The following is a 20,600-nucleotide window of genomic DNA, read 5'->3' on the forward strand; positions in this document are numbered from 1 at the left end:
CGGGCCGTCTGCCCCAGTCAACGCCCCGCACACCGCACGGGCAACATCTGGACCGTTTCCGGACTTTTATTACTGATGGGTAGCCCGGCGCGTGTCCGGGCTCGCGGGTGTTCTGGCCCGCGGATGTCCGGGCCCGCGGGTGTTCTGGCCCGCGGATGTCCCGGGCCCTCGGGTGTCCGGGCCCGCGGGTGTCGAAACCCGGGGCCCGGGCCGGCGGGGGCGGGGCCCGCGCGGGTCAGACCCGCGCGGGCAGCTCGAACCAGACGACCTTGCCCGTCGAGAGCCGGGTCGCGCCCCACCGTCTGGCCAGCCGGTTCACCAGGAACAGTCCCCGGCCGCCCTCGTCCGTGTCCCGTGCCCTGCGCTGCCGCGGCAGCTGCGGGGAGTCGTCCCCCACCTCGCAGCGCAGCACCTCGGTGCGCAGCAGACGCAGCATCACCGGCCGCTCCGCGTACCGCACGGCATTGGTGACCACCTCGCTGACCAGCAGCTCCACCGAGTCCGAGAGCTCCTCCAGACCCCAGCGCTCCAGTGCGCGGCGGGCGAGCCGGCGGGCCCGGCCGGGCGCCGCGTCCTCCGGGTCGAGGAACCAGTACGCGACGTCGCTCGGCGCGATCCCGTCGAAGCGGGCGGCGAGCAGTGCGATGTCGTCGTCCCGGTCGCCCGGCCCGAGCATGTCCAGCACGTCGTCGCAGAGCGCCTCCAGCGGCGGCGAGTGGTCCTGCCCGGTGAGCTGTGCGGTGGCGGCCAGCCGCTCCCGCAGCTGCTCGATCCCGGTCCACACGTCGCGCAGCCGGGACTCGACCAGCCCGTCCGTGTACAGCAGGAGGGTCGCCCCGGCGGGGGCGTCGAGCTCCACGGCCTCGAAGTCCACGCCGCCGACGCCGATCGGTGCGCCGGGCGGCACCCGCAGCACCTCGGCCCGCCCTCCCAGGTGCAGCAGGATGGGCGGCGGGTGGCCGGCGTTGGCGATGGTGATGCGGTGCGAGACCGGGTCGTACACCGCGTACAGGCAGGTGGCCATGCGGTCCGTGCCGAGCCGCTGGGCCTGCTCGTCGAGGTGGTGCAGCACCTCCTGCGGCGGCAGGTCGAGCCCGGCCAGCGTCTGCGCGGTGGTGCGCAGCTGGCCCATGATCGCGGCCGAGGTCATGGAGTGGCCCATGACGTCGCCGACGACCAGCGCGACACGGCTGCCGGGCAGCGGGATCGCGTCGTACCAGTCGCCGCCCACCCGCGCCGTCTCGGCGGCCGGCAGGTAGCGGGAGGCGAGACGGACGCCGGTGGGCTGCGGCAGCGAGTCCGGCAGCATCGTGCGCTGGAGCTCGTCGGCGATGTACGCCTCGCGCCCGTAGAGCACGGCCTTGTCGATGCCGAGGGCGGTGTGGGTGGCGAGCTGGGCGGCGACCAGCAGGTCGTTGGGCTCGAACGCGGGCCGGTCGGGGCGGCGCAGGAAGACGGCCGCGCCGATCACCCGGCGCCGGCCCCGCAGCGGGGCCAGTATGGCGCGGTGGCCGCTGGGCACGATGCGCCCGTCGCCGAGCAGTTCGGGCAGCGCGGCGCGGGCGGCGGCGGAGTCGCCGAAGACGGGCCGCACCCCGCGCAGCACCTCGGAGAGCGCGCCGCCCGAGCGGACCTCGCACAGCTCGGCCGCCGGTGCCAGGTCGGTCTGCGGGTCCAGCACGGACATCACCGCGCCCGCGCCGCTCTCGGTGTCGTCGGAGGTCGACCGCAGCCGGTCGCTGCGGCGCAGCCGCAGGACGAAGGGGGAGACGGGCCGCTCGTCGCCCACCGGGAGCGGGTCGCGCAGGTAGACGAGTATCGCGTCGGAGAAGGTGGGGACCGTCGCCCGGCACAGGCCGAGCACGATCTCGTCGAGGTCGATGCCCCGGGCGATGCGCCGCGTGGCCGCGCCGACGAACCGCAGCCGGTCGCCCTCGCGCCGTGCGGTGCCGGCGATGTCCTGGGCCTGCGCCTGCAGGGACTGCGGCGGGAGCCCCGGCTGGGGCAGCGGAGGCTGTCCGGCGGGCAGACCTGAGGCGGCCCCGGAGGCCTGGGCCCGGGGCCGGGTGCGTTCCTGGGACCGGGCAGCCAGCGGCTGCCGGCCCTCGTGGGAGGTGGGATGCTCCGTCACGCGTGGGATTCCGTCCGGCTCGGGTGGGTCGACGCGACTGCGCTGCGGCTGCTTGTGGCGGCCGGCTCGTGGGGCTGTGCACCCGCCCCGGGGCCGGTCCCCGCGGGACGGCTGGCATCCGGCACGGCTCGACCCCCTCTGTGCGACTCGTGCTGTCTTCGGTGACTCGTGCTGGCGTATGGGCTGGCGTGCGGTCTGTCCTGCGCTTTCTCCCTCGTACGGCGCAGCGCTGCGGACGACGATCCTACGTTTGCCCCCGGGGGGCGCATCAAGAGTCTCACGAGGTCGTATACGCCGGAGCGCGTTCGCTGACCGGAATCGGACAGCCACGTGGTCGCACGGGTGCGACAGGGCGGGAAGGATCGGGCGGAGTGAGGGCCGAAACGCAAATTTTCGGCCAGCTTCACTCCAAGGCGTCCGTGTGGGTGTCCGTCCGTCCGCCTGTCCGGCCGATCCGGTTCACGTGCCCGTCCGCCTGTCCGGCCGATCCGGTTCACGTGCCCGTCCGTCCCCGCTCAGGCCGCGGGCCGACGGTCCCCGCGCCCCGCCCAGTCGGCCGGCAGGCGCGGCACGGTCCACGACGGGTCCGGGCGCCAGTGCTCCCAGCCCGAGGAGAACGGCGCCCCCCAGGCGCGGACGGCGGCCACCGCGTCCCGCCCGGCCGCCCGGACCCGCTCGGCCTTCTCCGCGTCCATCAGCCCGACGAGCTGCGCCTGGGCGAACTCGTCCTCGTCCCGCCACAGCCAACTGCGGTCCGGATAGACGGAGATGTCGAGGAAGTGGTCCTCGGAGTCCACTCCGCCCGCCCACCGGGTGCGCGGTTCCTCGAGGTTCACGTACCAGCTCTTGAACCGCCAGCCCGACTCCCAGAAGAGCCAGACCGACCACGGGTCCCCGGGTCTGGCCAGCTTGAGCACCCCGGCGCCGAACCAGCGGTCCCGGGTCAGGGTGCGCGGCGCGGTGTAGCGGGTCGCCAGCGGCTCCAGATGCACGGGGGAGCCGTCGGCGAGCACCGGCTTGACGCACTCGGTGCCCGGCGCCATCCAGACGGCGAGCAGGTCCTCGGTGTCCTGGACGACCGTCACGGGCCGGCAGATGTGCACCGAGCAGCCGTCGAGATCGGGGGCATGACCGCGGTACCGCCAGAGGATGTGGTCCCCGGGTGCCCAGCGTGCGATGCGTTCCGTCCCTGTCATGAGCAGATCTTAGGAGGCGGGCCGGGCGCGCGCCGCGACCCAGCTCACGGCCGCGGTGCCGCGCGCCGCGCCCCACGAGGGGGATCGTGCGCGCCGCGACCGTGCCTCACGGCCGTGCCGTGCGCGTCCCGGCCGTTTCTCACGGCCGGGTCGTGCGCGCCGCGACCGGACCTCGGGATCCCGGCACGCGAGCCCGTGCCGGCCCGCGTCGCAGGGGTCCGCCGAGGCCGGGACAGCCCTCAGGGGTGCGTCATGCGCAGCACGTCGAGGGCCTCGTCCAGCTGCTCCAGGGTCAGTTCGCCGCGGTCCACGTAGCCGCGGTCCAGCACGACCTCCCGGATGGTCCGGCGCTCCGCCAGCGACTGCTTGGCGACCTTCGCCGCCTCCTCGTAGCCGATGTACCGGTTGAGCGGGGTGACCACCGAGGGGGACGACTCCGCGTACTCGCGGGCGCGTTCGGCGTCGGCCGTGATCCCGTCGACGGTGCGGTCCGCGAGCAGGCGCGCGGCGTTCGCCAGGATCCGGACGGACTCCAGCAGGTTCCGGGCCATCACCGGCAGCATGACGTTCAGTTCGAAGTTGCCCGCGGCCCCCGCGACGGCGACCGCCGCGTCGTTGCCGGTGACCTGGGCGGCCACCATCAGGACCGCCTCGGGGACGACCGGATTGACCTTCCCCGGCATGATCGACGAGCCGGGCTGGAGGTCCGGCAGCGCGATCTCCGCGAGACCCGTGCGGGGCCCCGACGCCATCCACCGCAGATCGTTGCAGATCTTGGTCAGCGACACCGCGACCGTCCGCAGCTGCCCGGAGGTCTCCACCAGGGCGTCCCGTGCCCCCTGCGCCTCGAAGTGGTCGCGGGCCTCGGTCAGCGGCAGCCCGGTCGCGGCCGCCACCTCGGCGATGACGGCCGCGGAGAAGCCGGGCGGGGTGTTGATGCCGGTGCCCACCGCCGTGCCGCCCAGCGGCAGTTCGGCGAGGCGCGGCAGCGCGGAGCGCAGCCGCTCGACGCCGTGCCGCATCTGCGCCGCGTAGCCGCCGAACTCCTGGCCGAGGGTGACCGGGGTGGCGTCCATCAGGTGGGTGCGCCCCGACTTCACCACGGCGGCGAACTCGGCGGCCTTGCGCTCCAGCGCGGACGCCAGGTGCTCCAGCGCCGGCACGAGGTCGGCGGTCACCGCGGCGGTGGCCGCGATGTGGATCGAGGACGGGAAGACGTCGTTGGACGACTGGGAGGCGTTCACGTGGTCGTTGGGGTGGACCGCCCGCCCGAGGCGCTCGGTGGCGAGGGTGGCGATCACCTCGTTGGCGTTCATGTTCGACGAGGTGCCGGAGCCCGTCTGGAAGACGTCGACGGGGAAGTGCTCGTCCCAGCGGCCCCCGGCGACCTCGTCCGCCGCGTCCGCGACGGCCGCCGCGACATCCGCGTCCAGCACGCCGAGCCGGGCGTTCACCCGTGCCGCCGCCGCCTTGATCAGCGCCAGGGCCTCGATGTGCGCACGCTCCAGCCGCTGGCCGGAGACGGGGAAGTTCTCCACCGCCCGCTGCGTCTGGGCCCGCCACTTCGCGTGTGCGGGGACCCGCACCTCGCCCATCGAGTCGTGCTCGATCCGGAACTCGCCTGCCGCCGTGCCGCTCATCGGTGTCCTTCCTCCGGCCTTCGCCTCGAAAAGTTGAGCAGTTGTCTTGTTCCGCCTATTCCCAACTGCACTACCCGCCAGTACATACCCCGGGAGACCACAACCCGGGGAGGCGCAATGACGCGACCAGGCCCACGAGTCCACCCGTTCCGGCGCACGGCGGCGGCCGTCGCCGTGCTCGCCACCGTGCTCGGCGGCACCGCCGCGGGCACGGCGGCCGCGGCACCGGCCGCACCCGCGGCCCCGGCGGCCGCCTCCGTCCCGCTCCCGCCCGGACTGGAGGCCGTCCGCGCGGCCGAGGCCACCGCCCTCTACGGCAGCCCGGCCGAGCGCCCGCTCGACCAGCGCCGGACCTCGCTGATCTCGCTGGGCGACAGCGAGATCAGCGGCGAGGGCGTCGGCACCTACGAACCGGGCACCGACGGCCCCGACAACTGGTGCCACCGCTCGCCCGACGCGGCCGTCCACCGCACCGGCATCGCCGCCGACGTCACCTACAACGTCTCCTGCTCGGGCGCGTCCACCGTCAACATCCGCATCGGCGGGAGCAAGCAGTACGCGGACGAACTCGTCCAGAGCGACAGCCTCGCGATCAAGGCGCGCAACACCCGGATCAAGATGGTGCTCCTCGTCGCGGGCGCCAACGACGACCTCCAGTTCGGCCCCGTCATGACCGACTGCGTCACCCGCTACATCCTGCTCCAGGGCGCCTGCGAGCCGAAGTACGCGCCGGGCTGGCAGGCCCGCGTCGACGGCCTGGTGCCCAAGGTCGAGCAGACCGTGCGGGACCTGCGGACCGTGATGCGCGGCGCCGGCTACGGGGACGGCGACTACAAGCTCGTCGTGATGGGCTACCCGAGCCCCATCGGCCCCGACTTCCGGGACAACCCTTCCTTCCCCGGCAAGCTGGTCTGCGGCGGCCTCGGCTACGACTCCGACACCGTCTGGGGCCGCAACACGGCCGTCCCCGCCTTCGAACGCGGCATGCGCCGGGCCGCGCAGAACACCGGAGCGCTCTACCTCGACAACTCGCGCCTCTTCCACGGGCACGAGGTCTGCCACCAGGACACCTGGGCCCGGGGCCTGTACATCGACCTCTCCAACCCCTTCCCGCCGGACGCCAACTCCGTCCGCCAGTCCTTCCACCCCAACGCCCGCGGCCACGCGGCCTTCGCCTCCTGCCTGACCCAGCTGTGGGACTCGGGTCTGAGGGAGGCGAGCTGCGCGGACGTCGCTTCCAGCGGCGCCCCGCGCCTCTTCCCGTTCGCCTGGGACGACGTCTACCGCCCGCTGAGGGCCGCGTCCGGCCTCTGCGCCGACGTCGAGGGCGCCGTCACCCGCAACGGCACCAGGACGCTGGCCTGGGACTGCCACGGCGGACGCAACCAGGGCTGGTGGCACGACACCGCCCGCGGCTCGCTCCACACGGAACTGACCCAGGACCGCTGCCTGGACGTCCCGGACTCCGCCTACCGTGCGGGCACCGCGCTGGTCCTGTGGGACTGCCACGGCGGCGCCAACCAGCGCTTCGTCCGCGACGGTTCGACCCTCCGCCCGTCCGCCGCGACCGGGCTCTGCGTGACGGCCGCCTCCGCCGCACCGCTCCGCCTCGCCGCCTGCGACGGGTCCCCGGGGCAGCGCTTCGCCTGACCGCCGCTCGACCGCGGACGGGCCCGGCCCGCCCGGCGCACCGCCCGGCCGGAACCGGGCGGTGCACCGGCCCCGGGACGGCCCCGTCCGGGGCCGCCCCGGGGGCCGGGGTCAGGCGGTGCGCCACCGGCGGACGGTGGTCCCGTCCGCGGTCAGCCAGGTGCCGTCGCCCAGCGGGAGCGGGTCGCAGCACCGTGTGCCGGGGTAGTCGATCTCGGCGGTGGGGCGCAGCGTCCGCGCGTCCAGCAGGAGATGCCGGTTGTCCGTGCCGTCCTGGTCCTCGCCGATCGCCGCCAGGACGCGGTCGCCGTCCAGGAATCCGGGCCGGTAGCCGACGAAGCGGAAGTCCTCCGGCAGGACGTCCTCGGCGTCCACGCTGACGTCCGGCTGCCCGGCCGCGCAGCGGTTCAGCCACTCGCCGCCGACGTCCAGTTTCAGGACGGCGCCGTTCATGGCCAGGCCGGCGAACGGCTCGTCCTCGTACCCGACGGGCTCCGCGGTGAGGCGCTCCCCGTCCAGTGTGAGCCGCAGGGAGTGGAAGGTGTCCCCCTGGGCGGCGTTCAGGAACAGCTCCCCCGGGTCGGTGAGCGACTGCTGGAAGCCGTATCCGGCCGAGGCGGAGGGCAGCACCGTGTGCGCGAGGCGCCGGCCGTCCGCCAGGTGGAGCACGACGCAGAGGTCGCCCTCGTAGGAGCCGCCGTCCGTCGGACCGGCCATGGTGACGAGGAGCCTTCGGCCACTGGCGTCGGCGGCGCAGGCGCCCGCGGCGATGTGCCGGTGGTGCCAGGGCTCGTGCTCCAGCGTCCAGCGCACGCGCCCGTCGGGCTCGCGCACGGTGACGAGCCCGCTCGCGGCGACGGCCAGCGCCCCGTCGGGCAGCGGTGTGGCGAAGCCCCGGCCGCCCTCGGCCGGACCGGGGACCGGGCGGTCGAGCCGGTCGAACAGGCCCGCCGACGACGCCGCGCCGATCCGTCCGGCGACGATCCCGCCCGCCGTCCTCGCCACCAGCCAGTTCGCGCGGTCGCGCGTCTGCCACGCGTCATGGGCGAAGTACTCGAAGCCCGTGAACTCCTCCTCGGCGAGGAGTTCGGCCACGACGTGTGTGTAGTCCATGGGTCCTGTTCTACCGCGTTCCCTACGGGGTGTGGCGTGCGGGCCAGTAGAACTGCTTCTGCTGGGTGCCCTGCGTGCCGGGGTACACCTGCCCGAACATGGCGCCTTTGCTGCCCCGGATGATCGGCGAGCAGAACTTGGTGCACACGACGTTCGACGCGGCGCCGTGCGTGGGGAGCCAGACGGGCTGGTCCTTGCCCTTGTTGAGCCGGTGCAGGTACTGCAGGATGTTCTGCTCGGCGTGGCCTCCCTTGTCCCCCTTGGGCACCTTCATGTACTCGTCCTTCGGCAGGGGGAACAGCCCCAGCTTCTTCGCCAGTTCCATCTGGGCGTCGTCGAGTTTGCTCTTGCTCGTCCCCGCGACGATGGTGATGGGCCCCTTCGGCCCCTGTGCGTGGATGACGGCGACGGTCTGCTTCTCGCGGGCTATCGGGTTGGTCTTGAGGTTGTTGATCTGGGTGGCCAGGTCCTGCAGGGTCTGCATGCAGGGCGCGAGGCCCATCGGGTCGCAGGACGTCGAGGGGTTCGCGACGTAGCCGACCGGGTTGGGGGCCGGCTCCAGGCCGAGCGGGTCGGGCGTGACGTAGCGGCCCGGCTCGGGGTCGTAGTGACGGAAGTGGTTGTAGTGGAGCCCGGTCTCGGGGTCCGCGTACTGGCCGGGGAAGCGCAGGGGCGTGTAGGCGGTCGCGTCGCGGTTCCAGGTCGTGCTGCCCCACAGCGTGGCCCGGCTGTGCCAGGCCACGGCACCCGTGGGATCGACGAGTTCCGTCGGTGTGCCGATGAGGTCGGTGACGACGGCGAAGAAGCGGGAGTCGACGCTCCCCGCGCCCTGGGCCGCGTCCGGCCGGGCGGACCCGTCGCGCCGCTCGGCCTGGGCGATCGGGCGGAGCCCGTCGTACTCCCACGTCAGCGTCGTCCGGGTGGAGCTGTCCGTCTGCTCGGCCAGCCTGCCGCCGTCCCAGGCGAAGACGGTCTCCTCGGCGACCCTGCCGTCGGGTCCGTGCCGGCGCTTGGCGGTGCGCCGTGCGAAGGCGTCGTAGGTGTAGGTCCACAGCGTGCCGTCGGGGGTCGTGCAGGAGACGAGGCGGTCCTCGGCGTCCCAGGTGTAGCGCCAGATCTCGGGGGAGCGGGACAGGCGCTTCTTGCGGCGCTCGACCACCCGGCCCGCGGCGTCGTACACGTAGTGGAGCGCGCCCGCCGAACGCAGCCGCGTGCCGTCGTAGGCGCGCGGCCCCCGGGACTCGGGGTGCGGCGCCCGGTCGGGCCAGCGGGCATCGGTCTGGTTGCCCTCGCGGTCGTAGCCGTACGTCTCGGTCCAGGTCCCGGCGTCCAGGCCGGTGGGCCGCCCGTCGGGGTCGAGCCGGAAACGCTGGGCGCGGCCCGTCAGCAGGTCGGTGACGGCCGCGAGCCGGTGGTCGGGACGGTAGTCGTAGGAACGGGAGCGGAGCGTGCGGCCGCCCGCCGCCACGGTGTGCTCGGTCATGCGTCCCTGGGCGTCCCAGACGGTGCTCAGGGAGACGGGCCGGTCCACCGGGCCCAGGGTGCGTTCGAGCTCCTGTCCCAGCGGGTCGAACGAGAACCTGAGCGGGTTCCCGGCGAACTCCATCCCCGTCCGGTTGCCCGCGGCGTCGTAGGTCTGGGAGGTGGTGACGCCCGCGGGTGTGGTGCGGCCGGTGCAGCGGCCGAGCACGTCGTAGCGGTAGCGGATCGTCCGCCCGTCGACCGTCTCGGCGGACAGCCGGCCCGCCGCGTCCCACTCCAGGGTCATGGCGGACTCGCCGGAGTGCGCGCCCGTCAGGCGGCCGGCGGGGTCGTAGGCGAACGAGGTGAGCGTGCCGTCGACGTCCTTCGCCGCCAGCCGCCCCATCGGGTCCAGATGGTGGGTGACCTGCTGCCCGAGCGGGTTGGTGCGCGTCAGCCTGCGGCCGGCGTCGTCGTGGGTGTAGACCAGCGTGCGTCCGTCGAAGTCCGTCTCCTCGACGACCCGTCCGGCGGCGTCGTAGGTGTACCGCCAGGCCTGTCCGGCGGAGTTCCGCACCTCGGTGAGGCGGCGTTCCGTGTCGTAGCCGAACTCGTAGCGCGCGCCGCCGGGTTCCGTCCGCGAGGCGAGGAGGTCGAAGTGCGTGTACGTGTACGCCGTCCGCCCGCCGGCGGCGTCGGTGTGCGTCAGGAGGTTGCCCTCCCCGTCGTACGTCCAGGTCTCGGTGCCTCCCGGGCCGGACCTGCTGAGCAGCCGGCCCTCCGGGCTCCACTCCAGGACGGTGACGTGCCCCAGGGGGTCGGTGACGGTCCGGGTCCTGCCGAAGGCGTCCCGGGTGAAGGTGTGGGTGCGGCCGAGCGCGTCGGTGTGCGCCGCCGGCAGACCCGCCCCGTCGGGCCGGAGGGACTCCCGGGCCCCGGTGGCGTCGACGACCGCGGTGAGGGCCCCGTGGGCGTCGTGCTCGTACCGGGTCGTCCCGCCGTCGGGTGCGACGATCGCCGTGTTGTTGCCCGACTCGTCGTACGCGTAGCGCCATACGGCGCCGTCCTCCGCCGTGATGGTGAGCGGCATGCCGTCGGTGTCGCGGTACTCGGCCCGCGCCACGCCCCCGTCGGCCTCCCGGACCGCGAGCAGGTTGCCGCGCTCGTCCCATGTCCAGGCCGTCGTCGTGCCGTCGTGGCCCGTCCGGGAGGTGAGGCGGTCGTAGCGGTCCCAGGTCTGGGTGGCGGTGCGGCCGAGGGGGTCGGTCTCGGCGACGACCTGGTGGAGCGCGTTGAGGTGGAAGACGGTCGTGGCGCCCGTGGAGTCGGTGAAGCGGGTGGTGCGCGCGGCGGTGTCGTAGACGAAGGAGGACGAGAGGAACCCGTCCGGGCCCACCGTCCGCGCGACGCGCCCCTGCTCGTCGTAGACGTACTGGTACGTGGAGTCGTTCCGGTCGGTCCAGGAGGTGATCCGGCCGTCCGGGTCGTACGAGAAGCGCAGCGCGCGCCCCGAGGAGTTGGTGACGGTCGCGAGGTTGCCGTCGGTGTCGTAGCCGAAGGACACGACGGAGACCGCGCCCTCGGGTGCGGCCAGCGACAGCCCGGTGACCCGGCCGATCCCGGGGTCGGACTCCACGGTGACGCGGTAGCCGCTCTCGTGCAGCAGGACCGAGGGCAGGCCGTGCTCGGTACGTCCGAAGCGGAGCGTGTTGCCGTTGCGGTCCACGAGTTCGCGCAGCCAGTAGAGGCCGTCGGAGCTGTAGGGGCTTCCCGAGAACCGGCGGCTCAGCCGGTGGGCCGGGTCGGTCACCGCGTAGACGGCGCCGCCCAGTTCGTCCTGCCGCACCAGGGTCAGCGGCAGCCGGTCGCCCTCCAGCGGCATGACCTCCTCGCCCTCGGCGCGGGGCAGCGCGGGGTAGACGAGCACGGAGCCGTCCTCGCGCGCCCACGCCACCCCGCCGTCGGTCATCTCCAGGCGCTCGTCGAGGGTGGACGCCCAGCTGACACCGAAGCACAGTCCGTGCCGGTAGCCCGATACGTGGGTGCGCCGCAGCACCAGCGGGAGGACGGCCGACAGTTCGAGGTCCGTCTGGGGCAGCACCATCTCGCCGCTGGCGATGTCCACGGGGTCGGTCTCGCAGCGGCGTGCCGCCAGCGACACGCCCTTCTCCCGGGGGGAGTCCTGTGCCCTGCGCATCGATTCGGGCTTGTGCGCGCGCTTGCCGCCGCCGTCTCCGCGCCGGGCGTCCCGGCCGCGTTCGCCGTCGTTCCGGCCGGAGTCGATCTTCTTGACGCGGTCGCGGACGCCGCGGTCGGTGTCCCGGTGCGTTTTGGAGCCGCCGCTGATGGCGTCGGGGACCTTCTTGCCGACGTGGTCGCCGAGGTCGTCGAGTGCCTTGGTGAGTTTGGTGGTGACGCCCTCGATGGTGGTGTCGAGGACGGCGGTCAGCGAGTCCTTGCCCTTGGCGCGCCCGTGGTGCCCCTTGGCCTTGCCGAGCTTGCTGCCGGCCCGGTCGCGCATGGAGACCTGCACGGAGGCCAGGTGCATGCCCGCCGTGCCGTGGGCGTCGTGGTCGATCTCCGGCCCGCGGCCGCCCGGCCCCGGACCGGTCGGCCCGCCCGCCGAGTTGAGCTGGAGCCCGTCCTTGCCGGCCTGCTCGGTCTGCTCGGTGTCGTAGCCGTCCTGGACGCCGGCGACGTTCAGCGCGGTCTGGATGGCGAGGTCGGCGACGATGTTCTCGATCGCGGCCACGGCGGGCTCGGTGAGCGTGGCGACGATCTCGGCGACGGCCGCCTCCGCCATCTCCTTCAGGATCCGCTTGAACGCGATCCGCGTCGCGACGATCTTGGCACCGGCCAGCAGCGTCGACAGGCCCGCCGTCACCGGGGCGAAGGCCAGGGTGATGCCCACCGTGGCGCAGAGATCGGCCAGTTCGCCGACGGCGGCGATCTTGCGGGCGACGATGATGTCCGCGACCCGGTCCAGGGCCCCGGCGACGAGCCGGGAGGCCTTGGCCAGGTCCTTGTGCTTGCCCTGCACCTTGGACCAGTGCTTGTCCAGCGCGGTCAGAGACTCGCTCTGCCCGGTCGAGAGCAGCTTCTGTATGTGCCCGTACGCGGCTCCGGCGTCGTCGTCCGCGTCGTCGGCGAACTCGCGGAGCGAGTCCGCCATGTCCCGGTACGCGTCCTCGTCGACGTTCGGCCAGCCCACGCCCACGACGTCGAGCATGGTGTCGACGCCTTCAGGAATCGTGTAGCCCACGACCCGCACCCCCGTGTATCCGCTTCACCGCTTTACCGCGACAACCTGCCGATCCAAGATCGACACACTGTCAGACGGTGGCAGGACCTGGCAGGTTCCCGCCAAATCCATGCGAGGGTGCGGGCGGGTGCCGGGGGAGCGTCCGGCGGGGTGCGGGCGGGTGGCGCCGGGGGAGCGTTCGACGGCCGCTGCCCGCGGCGGCGGGCGCCCGCCCGGAGACGGACGCCCGCCGGGGGTGTCACCCCAGTCCCGGCCCCCGCACCGGAATCGACGTGAACGTCGGCGCCGGAGCCGGCTCCGTGAAGAAGTCGTTGCCCTTGTCGTCGACGACGATGAACGCGGGGAAGTCCTCCACCTCGATCTTCCAGACCGCCTCCATGCCGAGCTCCTCGTACTCGACGACCTCGACCTTCTTGATGCAGTCCTGCGCCAGCCGCGCCGCGGGGCCGCCGATCGAGCCGAGGTAGAAGCCGCCGTGCGTCCCGCACGCGTCCGTGACCTGCTTCGAACGGTTGCCCTTGGCCAGCATGACCTTCGACCCGCCGGCCGCCTGGAACTGCTCCACGTAGGAGTCCATCCGGCCCGCCGTCGTCGGGCCGAAGGAACCCGACGCGTACCCCTCGGGCGTCTTCGCGGGACCGGCGTAGTAGACCGGGTGGTCCTTCAGGTACTGCGGCATCTCCTCGCCCGCGTCCAGCCGCTCCTTGATCTTCGCGTGCGCGATGTCACGGGCGACGACCAGCGGGCCGGTGAGCGAGAGCCGGGTCTTCACGGGGTACTTGGAGAGCTCGGCGAGCATCTCGTCCATCGGCCGGTTGAGGTCGACCCGGACGACGTCGCCCTCCTCGGCCAGGTGCTCGTCGGTGGTGTCGGGCAGGAAGCGCGCCGGGTCGGTCTCCAGCTGCTCCAGGAAGACGCCCTCGGCGGTGATCTTGGCGACGGCCTGGCGGTCCGCCGAGCAGGAGACGGCGATGGCGACGGGGAGCGAGGCGCCGTGCCGCGGCAGCCGCACCACGCGCACGTCGTGGCAGAAGTACTTGCCGCCGAACTGCGCGCCGATGCCGATCTTCTGGGTGAGCTCGAAGACCTTCTTCTCCAGCTCCTCGTCGCGGAAGCCGTGTCCCAGCGCCGAGCCCTCGGACGGCAGCTCGTCGAGGTAGTGCGCGGAGGCGTACTTCGCGGTCTTCAGCGCGAACTCGGCCGAGGTGCCGCCCACGACGATCGCCAGGTGGTACGGCGGGCAGGCCGCGGTGCCGAGCGAGCGGATCTTCTCCTCCAGGAACTTCATCATGCTCGCCTCGTTGAGGACGGCCTTCGTCTCCTGGTAGAGGAAGGACTTGTTCGCCGAGCCGCCGCCCTTGGCCATGAAGAGGAACTTGTACGCGCCGCCGTCGGTGGCGTACAGCTCGATCTGGGCCGGGAGGTTGGAGCCGGTGTTCTTCTCCTCCCACATGGTCAGCGGCGCCATCTGCGAGTAGCGCAGGTTCAGCTTGGTGTAGGCGTCGTAGACGCCGCGCGAGAGCGCGGCCTCGTCGCCGCCCTCGGTGAGCACGTTCTGGCCGCGCTTGCCCATGACGATCGCGGTGCCGGTGTCCTGGCACATGGGCAGCACGCCCGCCGCGGCGATGTTCGCGTTCTTCAGCAGGTCGAGGGCGACGAACTTGTCGTTGGACGACGCCTCGGGGTCGTCGATGATGCGGCGCAGCTGGGCGAGGTGGGCGGGGCGGAGGTAGTGCTGGATGTCGTGGATCGCCTCGGCCGCGAGCGTGCGCAGGGCCTCGGGCTCGACCTTGAGGAAGGTCCGCCCGTCGGCCTCGAAGGTGGAGACACCCTCGGCGGTCACCAGCCGGTACGGGGTGGTGTCCTCGCCCAGCGGGAGCAGATCCGTATACGCGAACTCCGGCATTTCGCCCATTCCTCACTTCACAGACAGCAGCGTGCCTCCGTCGGCAGCGCCATCCAGCGTAAGACTCCGGCGCGGTCGCGATTCTGTGAGGTAAGGCTCACTTGCCGCGCCGGGGGCGCGTGCCGTGCGGCGGTCTCCTGTGCCGTGCCGCCGACGCGATGCACGGCCGCCCCTTCTCGCGATCTATCGCGTTTCGCTACCCTGGGCACGTGGACCTCGAGAAGCAGCCCCAGAAGCCGGCCGTACCCGCCGAGACCGCCCGTCCCGACCAGGCCATGCGCGCGTCGGACGCCGACCGCGACCGGATCGCCGACATCCTGCGGGACGCGCTCGCCGAAGGGCGCCTCGACGCCGAGGAGCACTCCGAACGCATCGAGGCGGTCTACCGCGCGAAGACCGTGGGGGAGCTCGAACCTCTGGTGCGCGACCTGCCGGTGGCCGGACGCGGCCCCGCCGCCCCGTACGGCGCCGCCACCGCCGCGCACGACGGCGGTGCGGACGACGACGGCGTGCCGGCGGAGAACCTGGTCGCCGTCTTCTCCAGCTCGACCCGCAAGGGCCGTTGGAGCGTCGGCCGCCGCACCAACGCCTTCTCGGTCTTCGGCAGCATCGAGATCGACCTCACCGAGGCGCTGTTCCGGCAGCGCCTGACGGTGATCAACGCGACGTCGATCTTCGGGAACGTCGAGGTCCGCGTCCCGGAGAACGTCACCCTGCGCGGCAGCGGCACGGGCATCCTCGGCAACTTCGAGGTGGTCACCCTGGAGGCGGCCGACCCCGAGGCCCCGGTGGTCGTCGTCAACGGGTACGCGGTCCTGGGCAACGTGGAGGCCAAACCGAAGCGCGGCCGGCTGATCGCCGACCTCCATGCCCGTCTGCGCAAACACCTCGGCTGACGGACGCCCGCGCACACGGCACCCCGCGCCGCCCGCGCGGGGCGCGTGCCCGCGCATCGGACGGCGGCGCCACTCAGTGCATAGGCGTGCGCACAGCGGGTAGGGACTGCTGCATCGTCTCTCGCTCGCGAATCCGTCGTCAGGAGTAGACCGTGCTGCATCTGCCGCATCAGTCCTTGAAACCAGCCGCCGTTCCGCCTCAGCGCGTCCCGGCTCGGGAGGACGATGCCGGCCCCTGGCACGCGGAGGCGGTGTGCCGCCGCGACGAGGCCGGACTGTTCTTCGCGCCGTCCAAGGAGCCCACGGCCGCACGGCTGGCGAGGGAGGAGGCGGCGAAGCGCGTCTGCGCCCGCTGTCCCGTGATGGTCGACTGCCGGGAGCACGCGCTGCTCCAGCCGGAGCCGTACGGCGTCTGGGGCGGGCTCACGGCGGCCGAGCGGCGGGTGGTGCTGGCCCGTCGGCGCCGGCGCGAGGTCGAGCTGAAGCAGACCCCTTCCGCCCCCGACCGCCTGACCGCCTGACCCTCGTGACCGCCCGGCCGGCGGCCCGTCCGTCCGGCCGCCCGGCCGCGACCCGCGAGCAGACCGCCGGGGGATTCGCGGAGGAGGACGAACGGCGAGAGGCGCCCCTCCGCACAAGGGGCGCCTCTCCTGTCGTCCGCGTCGGCCCTACTGGGCGCGGTCGAAGTCGATCTGGCTGTAGGCCCGCAGCTTCGACAGGCGGTGCGTCGAGTCGATCTGGCGGATCGTGCCCGACTTGGAGCGCATGACGAGCGACTGGGTCGTCGCGGTCTCGGCCCGGTAGCGCACGCCGCGCAGCAGTTCGCCGTCGGTGATGCCGGTGGCGACGAAGAAGACGTTGTCGCCGCTGACCAGGTCGCCGGTGGACAGCACCCGGTCGAGGTCGTGCCCGGCGTCCAGCGCCCGTGCCCGCTCCTCGTCGTCCTTGGGCCACAGCTTGCCCTGGATGACGCCGCCGAGGCACTTGATGGCGCACGCCGAGATGATGCCCTCGGGCGTCCCGCCGATGCCGAGGAGCAGGTCGACGCCGGTGCCCTCCTTGACGGCCATGATGGAGCCCGCGACGTCGCCGTCGGAGATGAACTTGATCCGGGCGCCGGTCTCGCGGATCTCCTTGACGATGCCCTCGTGGCGGGGGCGGTCGAGGATGACGACCGTGACGTCCTCGGGGGAGGAGTGCTTGGCCTTGGCGACCCGGCGGATGTTCACGGACACGGGGGCGTTGATGTCCACGTAGTCGGCGGCCTCGGGGCCGGTGACCAGCTTGTCCATGTAGAACACCGCGGACGGGTCGAACATGGTGCCCCGGTCGGCCGCCGCGAGCACCGCGATGGCGTTCGGCATGCCCTTGGCGGTGAGCGTGGTGCCGTCGATCGGGTCCACGGCGATGTCGCACTCGGCGCCCGTGCCGTCGCCGATCCGCTCGCCGTTGAAGAGCATCGGCGCCTCGTCCTTCTCGCCCTCGCCGATGACGACCACGCCGTTCATCGAGACGGTCGAGACGAGGGTCCGCATCGCCTTGACCGCCGCGCCGTCGGCGCCGTTCTTCTCGCCCCGGCCCACCCAGCGGCCGGCCGCCATGGCCGCCGCCTCGGTGACGCGGACGAGCTCCAGGGCGAGGTTGCGGTCGGGGGCCTCGGGAGAGACCTCGAGTGGGGACGGCAGCTGGTGCTCGGTCATCGGAGCGCACCTTTCTGTACGACGCGACGGCCGTAATAGGAGGGTGGTGCGACTCTATCGGTACATCGACATATTGAGCAGAGGGGCCCACGTTTGAGCGCGGAGGGCGGATGCGACCATAGGGCACGTGGCAGGCAAGCGAGGCAGACAGACGGTCCGGGGCATGTTCCAGTCGATGGCGGTGATCGGTGTCGTCGTGGCGGGCATCTACACACTGGTCCCGCACGACGAGAACGCCGATCCCATCAAGCCCGTCGACTACCGGGTGGAGCTCCTGACCGCCCAGCGCGCGGCGCCGTACCCGGTGGCCGCCCCCGAGGGCCTGGGCGACGGGTGGCGCGCCACCTCGGTGACGTTCGACGGCGCCGACGGCCACGCCTGGCACCTGGGCTTCCTCGATCCGGACACCCAGTACGTGGCGGTCGAGCAGTCCACCGCGCGGCCCGCGGACAAGTACGTCCGCAAGGTGACCCGGCACGCCGAGAAGACCCCGGCGACGCAGGAGATCCGCGGCGAGACCTGGCAGCGCTGGGACGGCCCGAAGTACGACGCGCTGGTGCGCACCGCCGACGGCGCGACCACGGTCGTCATGGGCACGGCCTCGCCGGAGCGCCTCGCGGAGATGGCGGGGGCCCTGGTCGCGGGCGCCGCGGCCTCCCCGTCCCCGTCCGCCGGGTCCCCGTCCCCGTCCCCGTCCGCGGGGGCGTCCTGACCCTCCGCAGGGCGGGCGCGGCTCCGCGCCGACGCCCCCTGTGACGCACGCACGAAGGCCGCCGACCCGGGAAACCGGATGCTGTTGGTTAATCCGGGCCCTTGCGTGACGTCGGCTCCCGAGGCCCGTTGGTGTCTCGGGGGCCGACGTTGTCGTTTGGGGAGGGTGTCTGTGTCGATGCGGTCGGGTGGGTCGGGCGAGATCCCGGTGGAGACAGTGCGCGTGGCGCGGGCCGCGTTCCCGAAGGGCAGTCTGGCGATCCGGATCCGTGACGAGCTCGGGGTCATGTTCCAGGACGGGGACTTTGCGGCGCTGTTCGCAGTGCGCGGCAGGCCGGCGTGGTCGCCGGGCCGGCTGGCGCTGGTGTTGGTGCTGCAGTTCGTGGAAGGGCTGACCGACCGGCAGACCGCGGAGGCGGTGCGGGCCCGTATCGACTGGAAGTACGCGCTCGGGCTGGAACTGACGGACACGGGTTTCGACTACTCGGTGCTCTCGGAGTTCCGGGACCGGCTGGTCGGCGCGGACGGGGGGCGGGAGCTCCTGGACGGGGTGCTGTCGGCAGCCCGGCGACAAGGGCTGATCACTGCCGGAGCAAGCGCGCGGACCGACTCCACACATGTGCTGTCCGCGGTTCGGGAGATCAACCAGCTGGAGCTGGTCACCGAGACCTTGCGCGCGGCGCTGAACGCGGCGGCCCGCGCCGAGCCCGGCTGGGTGGGCGAGAACGCCAGGCCCGACTGGTTCAGGCATTACGCGACCCGGGCTGAGGAGTCCCGCTTTCCCAAGGCTCGCGTCAAACGGGATCAGGTATACCGGCGGATTGGCGGCGACGGAATGCTGTTGCTGCGGATGGCCTGGGCCGACGGCGCCCCGCCACGGCTGCGGTCCCTGCCGGAGCTGGAGGTCCTGCGGCAGGTGTGGGTCCAGCACTTCCACCTGGTCGATGGCGAGGTGGCGCGCCGTGGCCCAAAAGAACGGCCGCCGGGTGCGACGCGCCTGGTCAGCCCGTATGACACCGAGGCCCGCGGCGGGGTCAAGGGGGAGGTGCGCTGGGACGGCTACAAGGTCCACGTGACCGAGACCTGTGATCCGGACACGGTGCATCTGATCACGAACGTGACCACCACCGTCGCCACGGTGACGGATGACCGGATGGCCGCTGTCGTCCATGCCGGCCTGGCCGGGCGGGACCTGCTGCCCGGTGAGCACTGGGTGGACACCGGCTATGCCAACGCCGGTGCCCTGGTCGCCGCACGGCGTGACCACGGCGTCGCCCTGCACGGGCCGATGAAGCCGACGACCGCTCCGCATACCCGCACCGCCTACGGGCAGGACGCCTTCGCCATCGATTGGGACAACCAGCGTGTGACCTGCCCCAAGGGGGTGGCCAGCACCCAATGGCACCAGCGCCGCTCCAGGACCGGACATCCGACCATCCGGGTCCGGTTCTCCCAGGCCGACTGCCGCTCGTGCCCCGCGCTGCGCGAGTGCGTCAACTCGCCCAGAGCCGAGCGCCGGGAGATCAACCTGCGTCCCCGCCAGGAGTACGAAGCCCTCCAGCACGCCCGCGCACTCCAGCAGGGTGACGAGTGGAAGGCCCGATACACGATCCGCGCCGGGGTCGAGGGAACGATCTCTCAAGGGGTCCGTGCCTGCGATCTACGCCGGTCCCGCTACCGAGGCATGGCGAAGACAAGCCTCCAGCACCAACTCACCGGCGCGGCGATCAACCTCATCCGCATCGACGCCTGGCTCACGGGCACACTCCACGCTCGAACCCGCGCCAGCCACCTGACAGCACTCCGCCCCGCCGCATAGCGGCGGGGCGAAGCAACCGGGCCCGGATTAACCAACAGCATCCCGGGAAACCGGGCGGCGGCCTTCGCGCGTGCGTCAGCGGCTCAGACGGTGGTGACGACCTGCTCGTACGACAGGCGCGGCGACCGCGGGAACCAGGCGTTCTCGGCGGGCTTGCCGATGTTGACGACCATCAGGGGGGTGTGGTCGCCGTCCAGGAACTCCTTCTGGATGCCGGCGGCGTCGTAGCCGGTCATCGGGCCGGCGGCCAGGCCGGCGGCGCGGATGCCCAGGATGAAGTAGGCGGCCTGGAGGGAGGCGTTGACCGTGGCGGCCGCCTCGCGGACCGGGCGCTCGCTGAAGAAGGCGTCCTTCGCCTGCGGGAAGTGCGGGAGAAGGGTCGGCAGTTCCTCGTGGAACTCGTTGTCCGCGGCGAGGATCGCGACCAGCGGGGCGGCGGCTGTCTTGGCCTGGTTGCCCTCGGCGAGGTGGGAGACCAGGCGCTCGCGGGCCTCCGGGGTGCGGACGAGCACCACGCGCAGCGGGGTCTGGTTGAAGGCCGTCGGCCCGTACTTGACCAGGTCGTAGATCGCCTGGACCTGCTCGTCGGTCACCGGCTCGTCGGTGAAGGCGTTCGCGGTGCGGGCCTCGCGGAACAGCAGGTCCTGGGCGGCGGGGTCGAGAACGAGGGACATGGGAACCTTCCGGGAACGGCAATGGGTCAACCAGCTACCGGATCACCGTACCGCAGGTAGATTAAAGTTCAACTAAAACGGGGCGCTCACGTGACCCGACTCACAGCCCCGCCCGCTCCGGCGCCCGCGCGCCGCCTCGCCTCACCGGCCGCCACCCTCGTCCCCGCCCGGCTCCGGCTCCGCGAGCGCCGCGTCCAGCCGCGCCCGGGCACCCTCCAGCCAGTGGCGGCAGACCTTCGCCAGCTCCTCGCCGCGCTCCCACAGGGCCAGCGACTCCTCCAGCGTCGTGCCGCCCGCTTCCAGACGGCGCACGGTCTCGATCAGCTCGTCCCGCGCCTGCTCGTAACCGAGCGCGGCCTCTTCCGTACCCGCAGCCATGCGATCCACCCTAAGTCGAGCCTGCAATGGGAAATCGGCGGTGCCCGCGCACCGCCCGGTGGC

General features: G+C 72.7%; 14 protein-coding genes. 5 read left to right on the forward strand and 9 right to left on the reverse strand.

Annotation, left to right across the window (positions count from 1 at the left end; all coding sequences use genetic code 11):
• Window positions 1–235 precede the first annotated feature (235 nt).
• From IAG43_RS20535 to IAG43_RS20545, 3 genes are all read right to left on the reverse strand, one after another.
• Window positions 236–2,131: a SpoIIE family protein phosphatase gene (locus tag IAG43_RS20535; RefSeq protein ID WP_187742164.1), complete on the reverse strand. Its 1,896-nt coding sequence runs from the start codon at window positions 2,129–2,131 to the stop codon at window positions 236–238.
• A gap of 515 nt (window positions 2,132–2,646) precedes the next feature.
• Complete coding sequence (fomD, locus tag IAG43_RS20540) at window positions 2,647–3,327, reverse strand: cytidylyl-2-hydroxypropylphosphonate hydrolase (RefSeq protein WP_187742165.1); 681 nt, start codon at window positions 3,325–3,327, stop codon at window positions 2,647–2,649.
• A 239-nt stretch (window positions 3,328–3,566) separates the two neighbouring features.
• Window positions 3,567–4,967 (reverse strand): class II fumarate hydratase, encoded by a 1,401-nt coding sequence (locus IAG43_RS20545; RefSeq protein ID WP_187742166.1) that lies wholly within the window; start codon window positions 4,965–4,967, stop codon window positions 3,567–3,569.
• A gap of 117 nt (window positions 4,968–5,084) precedes the next feature.
• On the opposite strand from IAG43_RS20545, the gene IAG43_RS20550 reads away from it, so the two are divergent.
• Entirely contained in the window at window positions 5,085–6,617 is a 1,533-nt protein-coding gene (locus IAG43_RS20550) for a ricin-type beta-trefoil lectin domain protein (RefSeq protein ID WP_187742167.1), read from the forward strand.
• A 111-nt stretch (window positions 6,618–6,728) separates the two neighbouring features.
• Here IAG43_RS20550 and IAG43_RS20555 read toward each other — a convergent pair whose 3' ends face one another.
• The 3 genes from IAG43_RS20555 to IAG43_RS20565 form a co-directional block, all read right to left on the reverse strand.
• The gene (locus IAG43_RS20555; RefSeq protein ID WP_187742168.1) at window positions 6,729–7,730 is read right to left on the reverse strand and encodes a hypothetical protein; all 1,002 of its coding nucleotides are present in this window, start codon (window positions 7,728–7,730) and stop codon (window positions 6,729–6,731) included.
• 22 nt (window positions 7,731–7,752) lie between these two features.
• A complete protein-coding gene (locus IAG43_RS20560) occupies window positions 7,753–12,453 on the reverse strand; it encodes an RHS repeat-associated core domain-containing protein (RefSeq protein WP_187742169.1) in 4,701 nt (1,566 codons plus the stop codon).
• A gap of 238 nt (window positions 12,454–12,691) precedes the next feature.
• The gene (locus IAG43_RS20565) at window positions 12,692–14,368 is read right to left on the reverse strand and encodes a fumarate hydratase (protein ID WP_187742170.1); all 1,677 of its coding nucleotides are present in this window, start codon (window positions 14,366–14,368) and stop codon (window positions 12,692–12,694) included.
• Window positions 14,369–14,568: 200 nt separating this feature from the next.
• On the opposite strand from IAG43_RS20565, the gene IAG43_RS20570 reads away from it, so the two are divergent.
• Window positions 14,569–15,255, forward strand: a complete 687-nt coding sequence (locus IAG43_RS20570; RefSeq protein WP_187742171.1) for a DUF1707 SHOCT-like domain-containing protein — start codon at window positions 14,569–14,571, stop codon at window positions 15,253–15,255.
• A 152-nt stretch (window positions 15,256–15,407) separates the two neighbouring features.
• The gene (locus IAG43_RS20575) at window positions 15,408–15,776 is read left to right on the forward strand and encodes a WhiB family transcriptional regulator (RefSeq protein ID WP_187742172.1); all 369 of its coding nucleotides are present in this window, start codon (window positions 15,408–15,410) and stop codon (window positions 15,774–15,776) included.
• Between the two features lie 147 nt (window positions 15,777–15,923).
• Here IAG43_RS20575 and glpX read toward each other — a convergent pair whose 3' ends face one another.
• Window positions 15,924–16,955, reverse strand: coding sequence for a class II fructose-bisphosphatase (gene glpX, locus IAG43_RS20580; RefSeq protein ID WP_187742173.1), 1,032 nt, complete (start codon window positions 16,953–16,955; stop codon window positions 15,924–15,926).
• Window positions 16,956–17,082: 127 nt separating this feature from the next.
• On the opposite strand from glpX, the gene IAG43_RS20585 reads away from it, so the two are divergent.
• Together IAG43_RS20585 and IAG43_RS20590 are read left to right on the forward strand one after the other, a co-directional pair.
• Window positions 17,083–17,667 carry a DUF4245 domain-containing protein gene (locus tag IAG43_RS20585; RefSeq protein ID WP_187742174.1) on the forward strand — a complete coding sequence of 195 codons (585 nt, stop codon included), beginning with the start codon at window positions 17,083–17,085 and terminating at the stop codon, window positions 17,665–17,667.
• Between the two features lie 171 nt (window positions 17,668–17,838).
• A complete protein-coding gene (locus tag IAG43_RS20590; RefSeq protein ID WP_187742175.1) occupies window positions 17,839–19,485 on the forward strand; it encodes an IS1182 family transposase in 1,647 nt (548 codons plus the stop codon).
• Window positions 19,486–19,568: 83 nt separating this feature from the next.
• Here IAG43_RS20590 and IAG43_RS20595 read toward each other — a convergent pair whose 3' ends face one another.
• Both IAG43_RS20595 and IAG43_RS20600 read right to left on the reverse strand, forming a co-directional pair.
• Complete coding sequence (locus IAG43_RS20595; protein WP_187742176.1) at window positions 19,569–20,159, reverse strand: malonic semialdehyde reductase; 591 nt, start codon at window positions 20,157–20,159, stop codon at window positions 19,569–19,571.
• Window positions 20,160–20,300: 141 nt separating this feature from the next.
• Window positions 20,301–20,537, reverse strand: a complete 237-nt coding sequence (locus IAG43_RS20600) for an exodeoxyribonuclease VII small subunit (RefSeq protein WP_187742177.1) — start codon at window positions 20,535–20,537, stop codon at window positions 20,301–20,303.
• Between the last annotated feature and the right edge of the window lie 63 nt (window positions 20,538–20,600).

Source organism: Streptomyces genisteinicus (assembly GCF_014489615.1).
GTDB lineage: Bacteria > Actinomycetota > Actinomycetes > Streptomycetales > Streptomycetaceae > Streptomyces > Streptomyces genisteinicus.

Coding starts and splice junctions, on each gene's coding strand:
- IAG43_RS20595 (WP_187742176.1), bottom strand. CDS start 20,159: ATGTCCCTCGTTCTCGACCCCGCCGCCCAGGACCTGCTGTTCCGCGAG.
- IAG43_RS20565 (WP_187742170.1), bottom strand. CDS start 14,368: ATGGGCGAAATGCCGGAGTTCGCGTATACGGATCTGCTCCCGCTGGGC.
- IAG43_RS20600 (WP_187742177.1), bottom strand. CDS start 20,537: ATGGCTGCGGGTACGGAAGAGGCCGCGCTCGGTTACGAGCAGGCGCGG.
- IAG43_RS20545 (WP_187742166.1), bottom strand. CDS start 4,967: ATGAGCGGCACGGCGGCAGGCGAGTTCCGGATCGAGCACGACTCGATG.
- fomD (WP_187742165.1), bottom strand. CDS start 3,327: ATGACAGGGACGGAACGCATCGCACGCTGGGCACCCGGGGACCACATC.
- IAG43_RS20550 (WP_187742167.1), top strand. CDS start 5,085: ATGACGCGACCAGGCCCACGAGTCCACCCGTTCCGGCGCACGGCGGCG.
- IAG43_RS20555 (WP_187742168.1), bottom strand. CDS start 7,730: ATGGACTACACACACGTCGTGGCCGAACTCCTCGCCGAGGAGGAGTTC.
- glpX (WP_187742173.1), bottom strand. CDS start 16,955: ATGACCGAGCACCAGCTGCCGTCCCCACTCGAGGTCTCTCCCGAGGCC.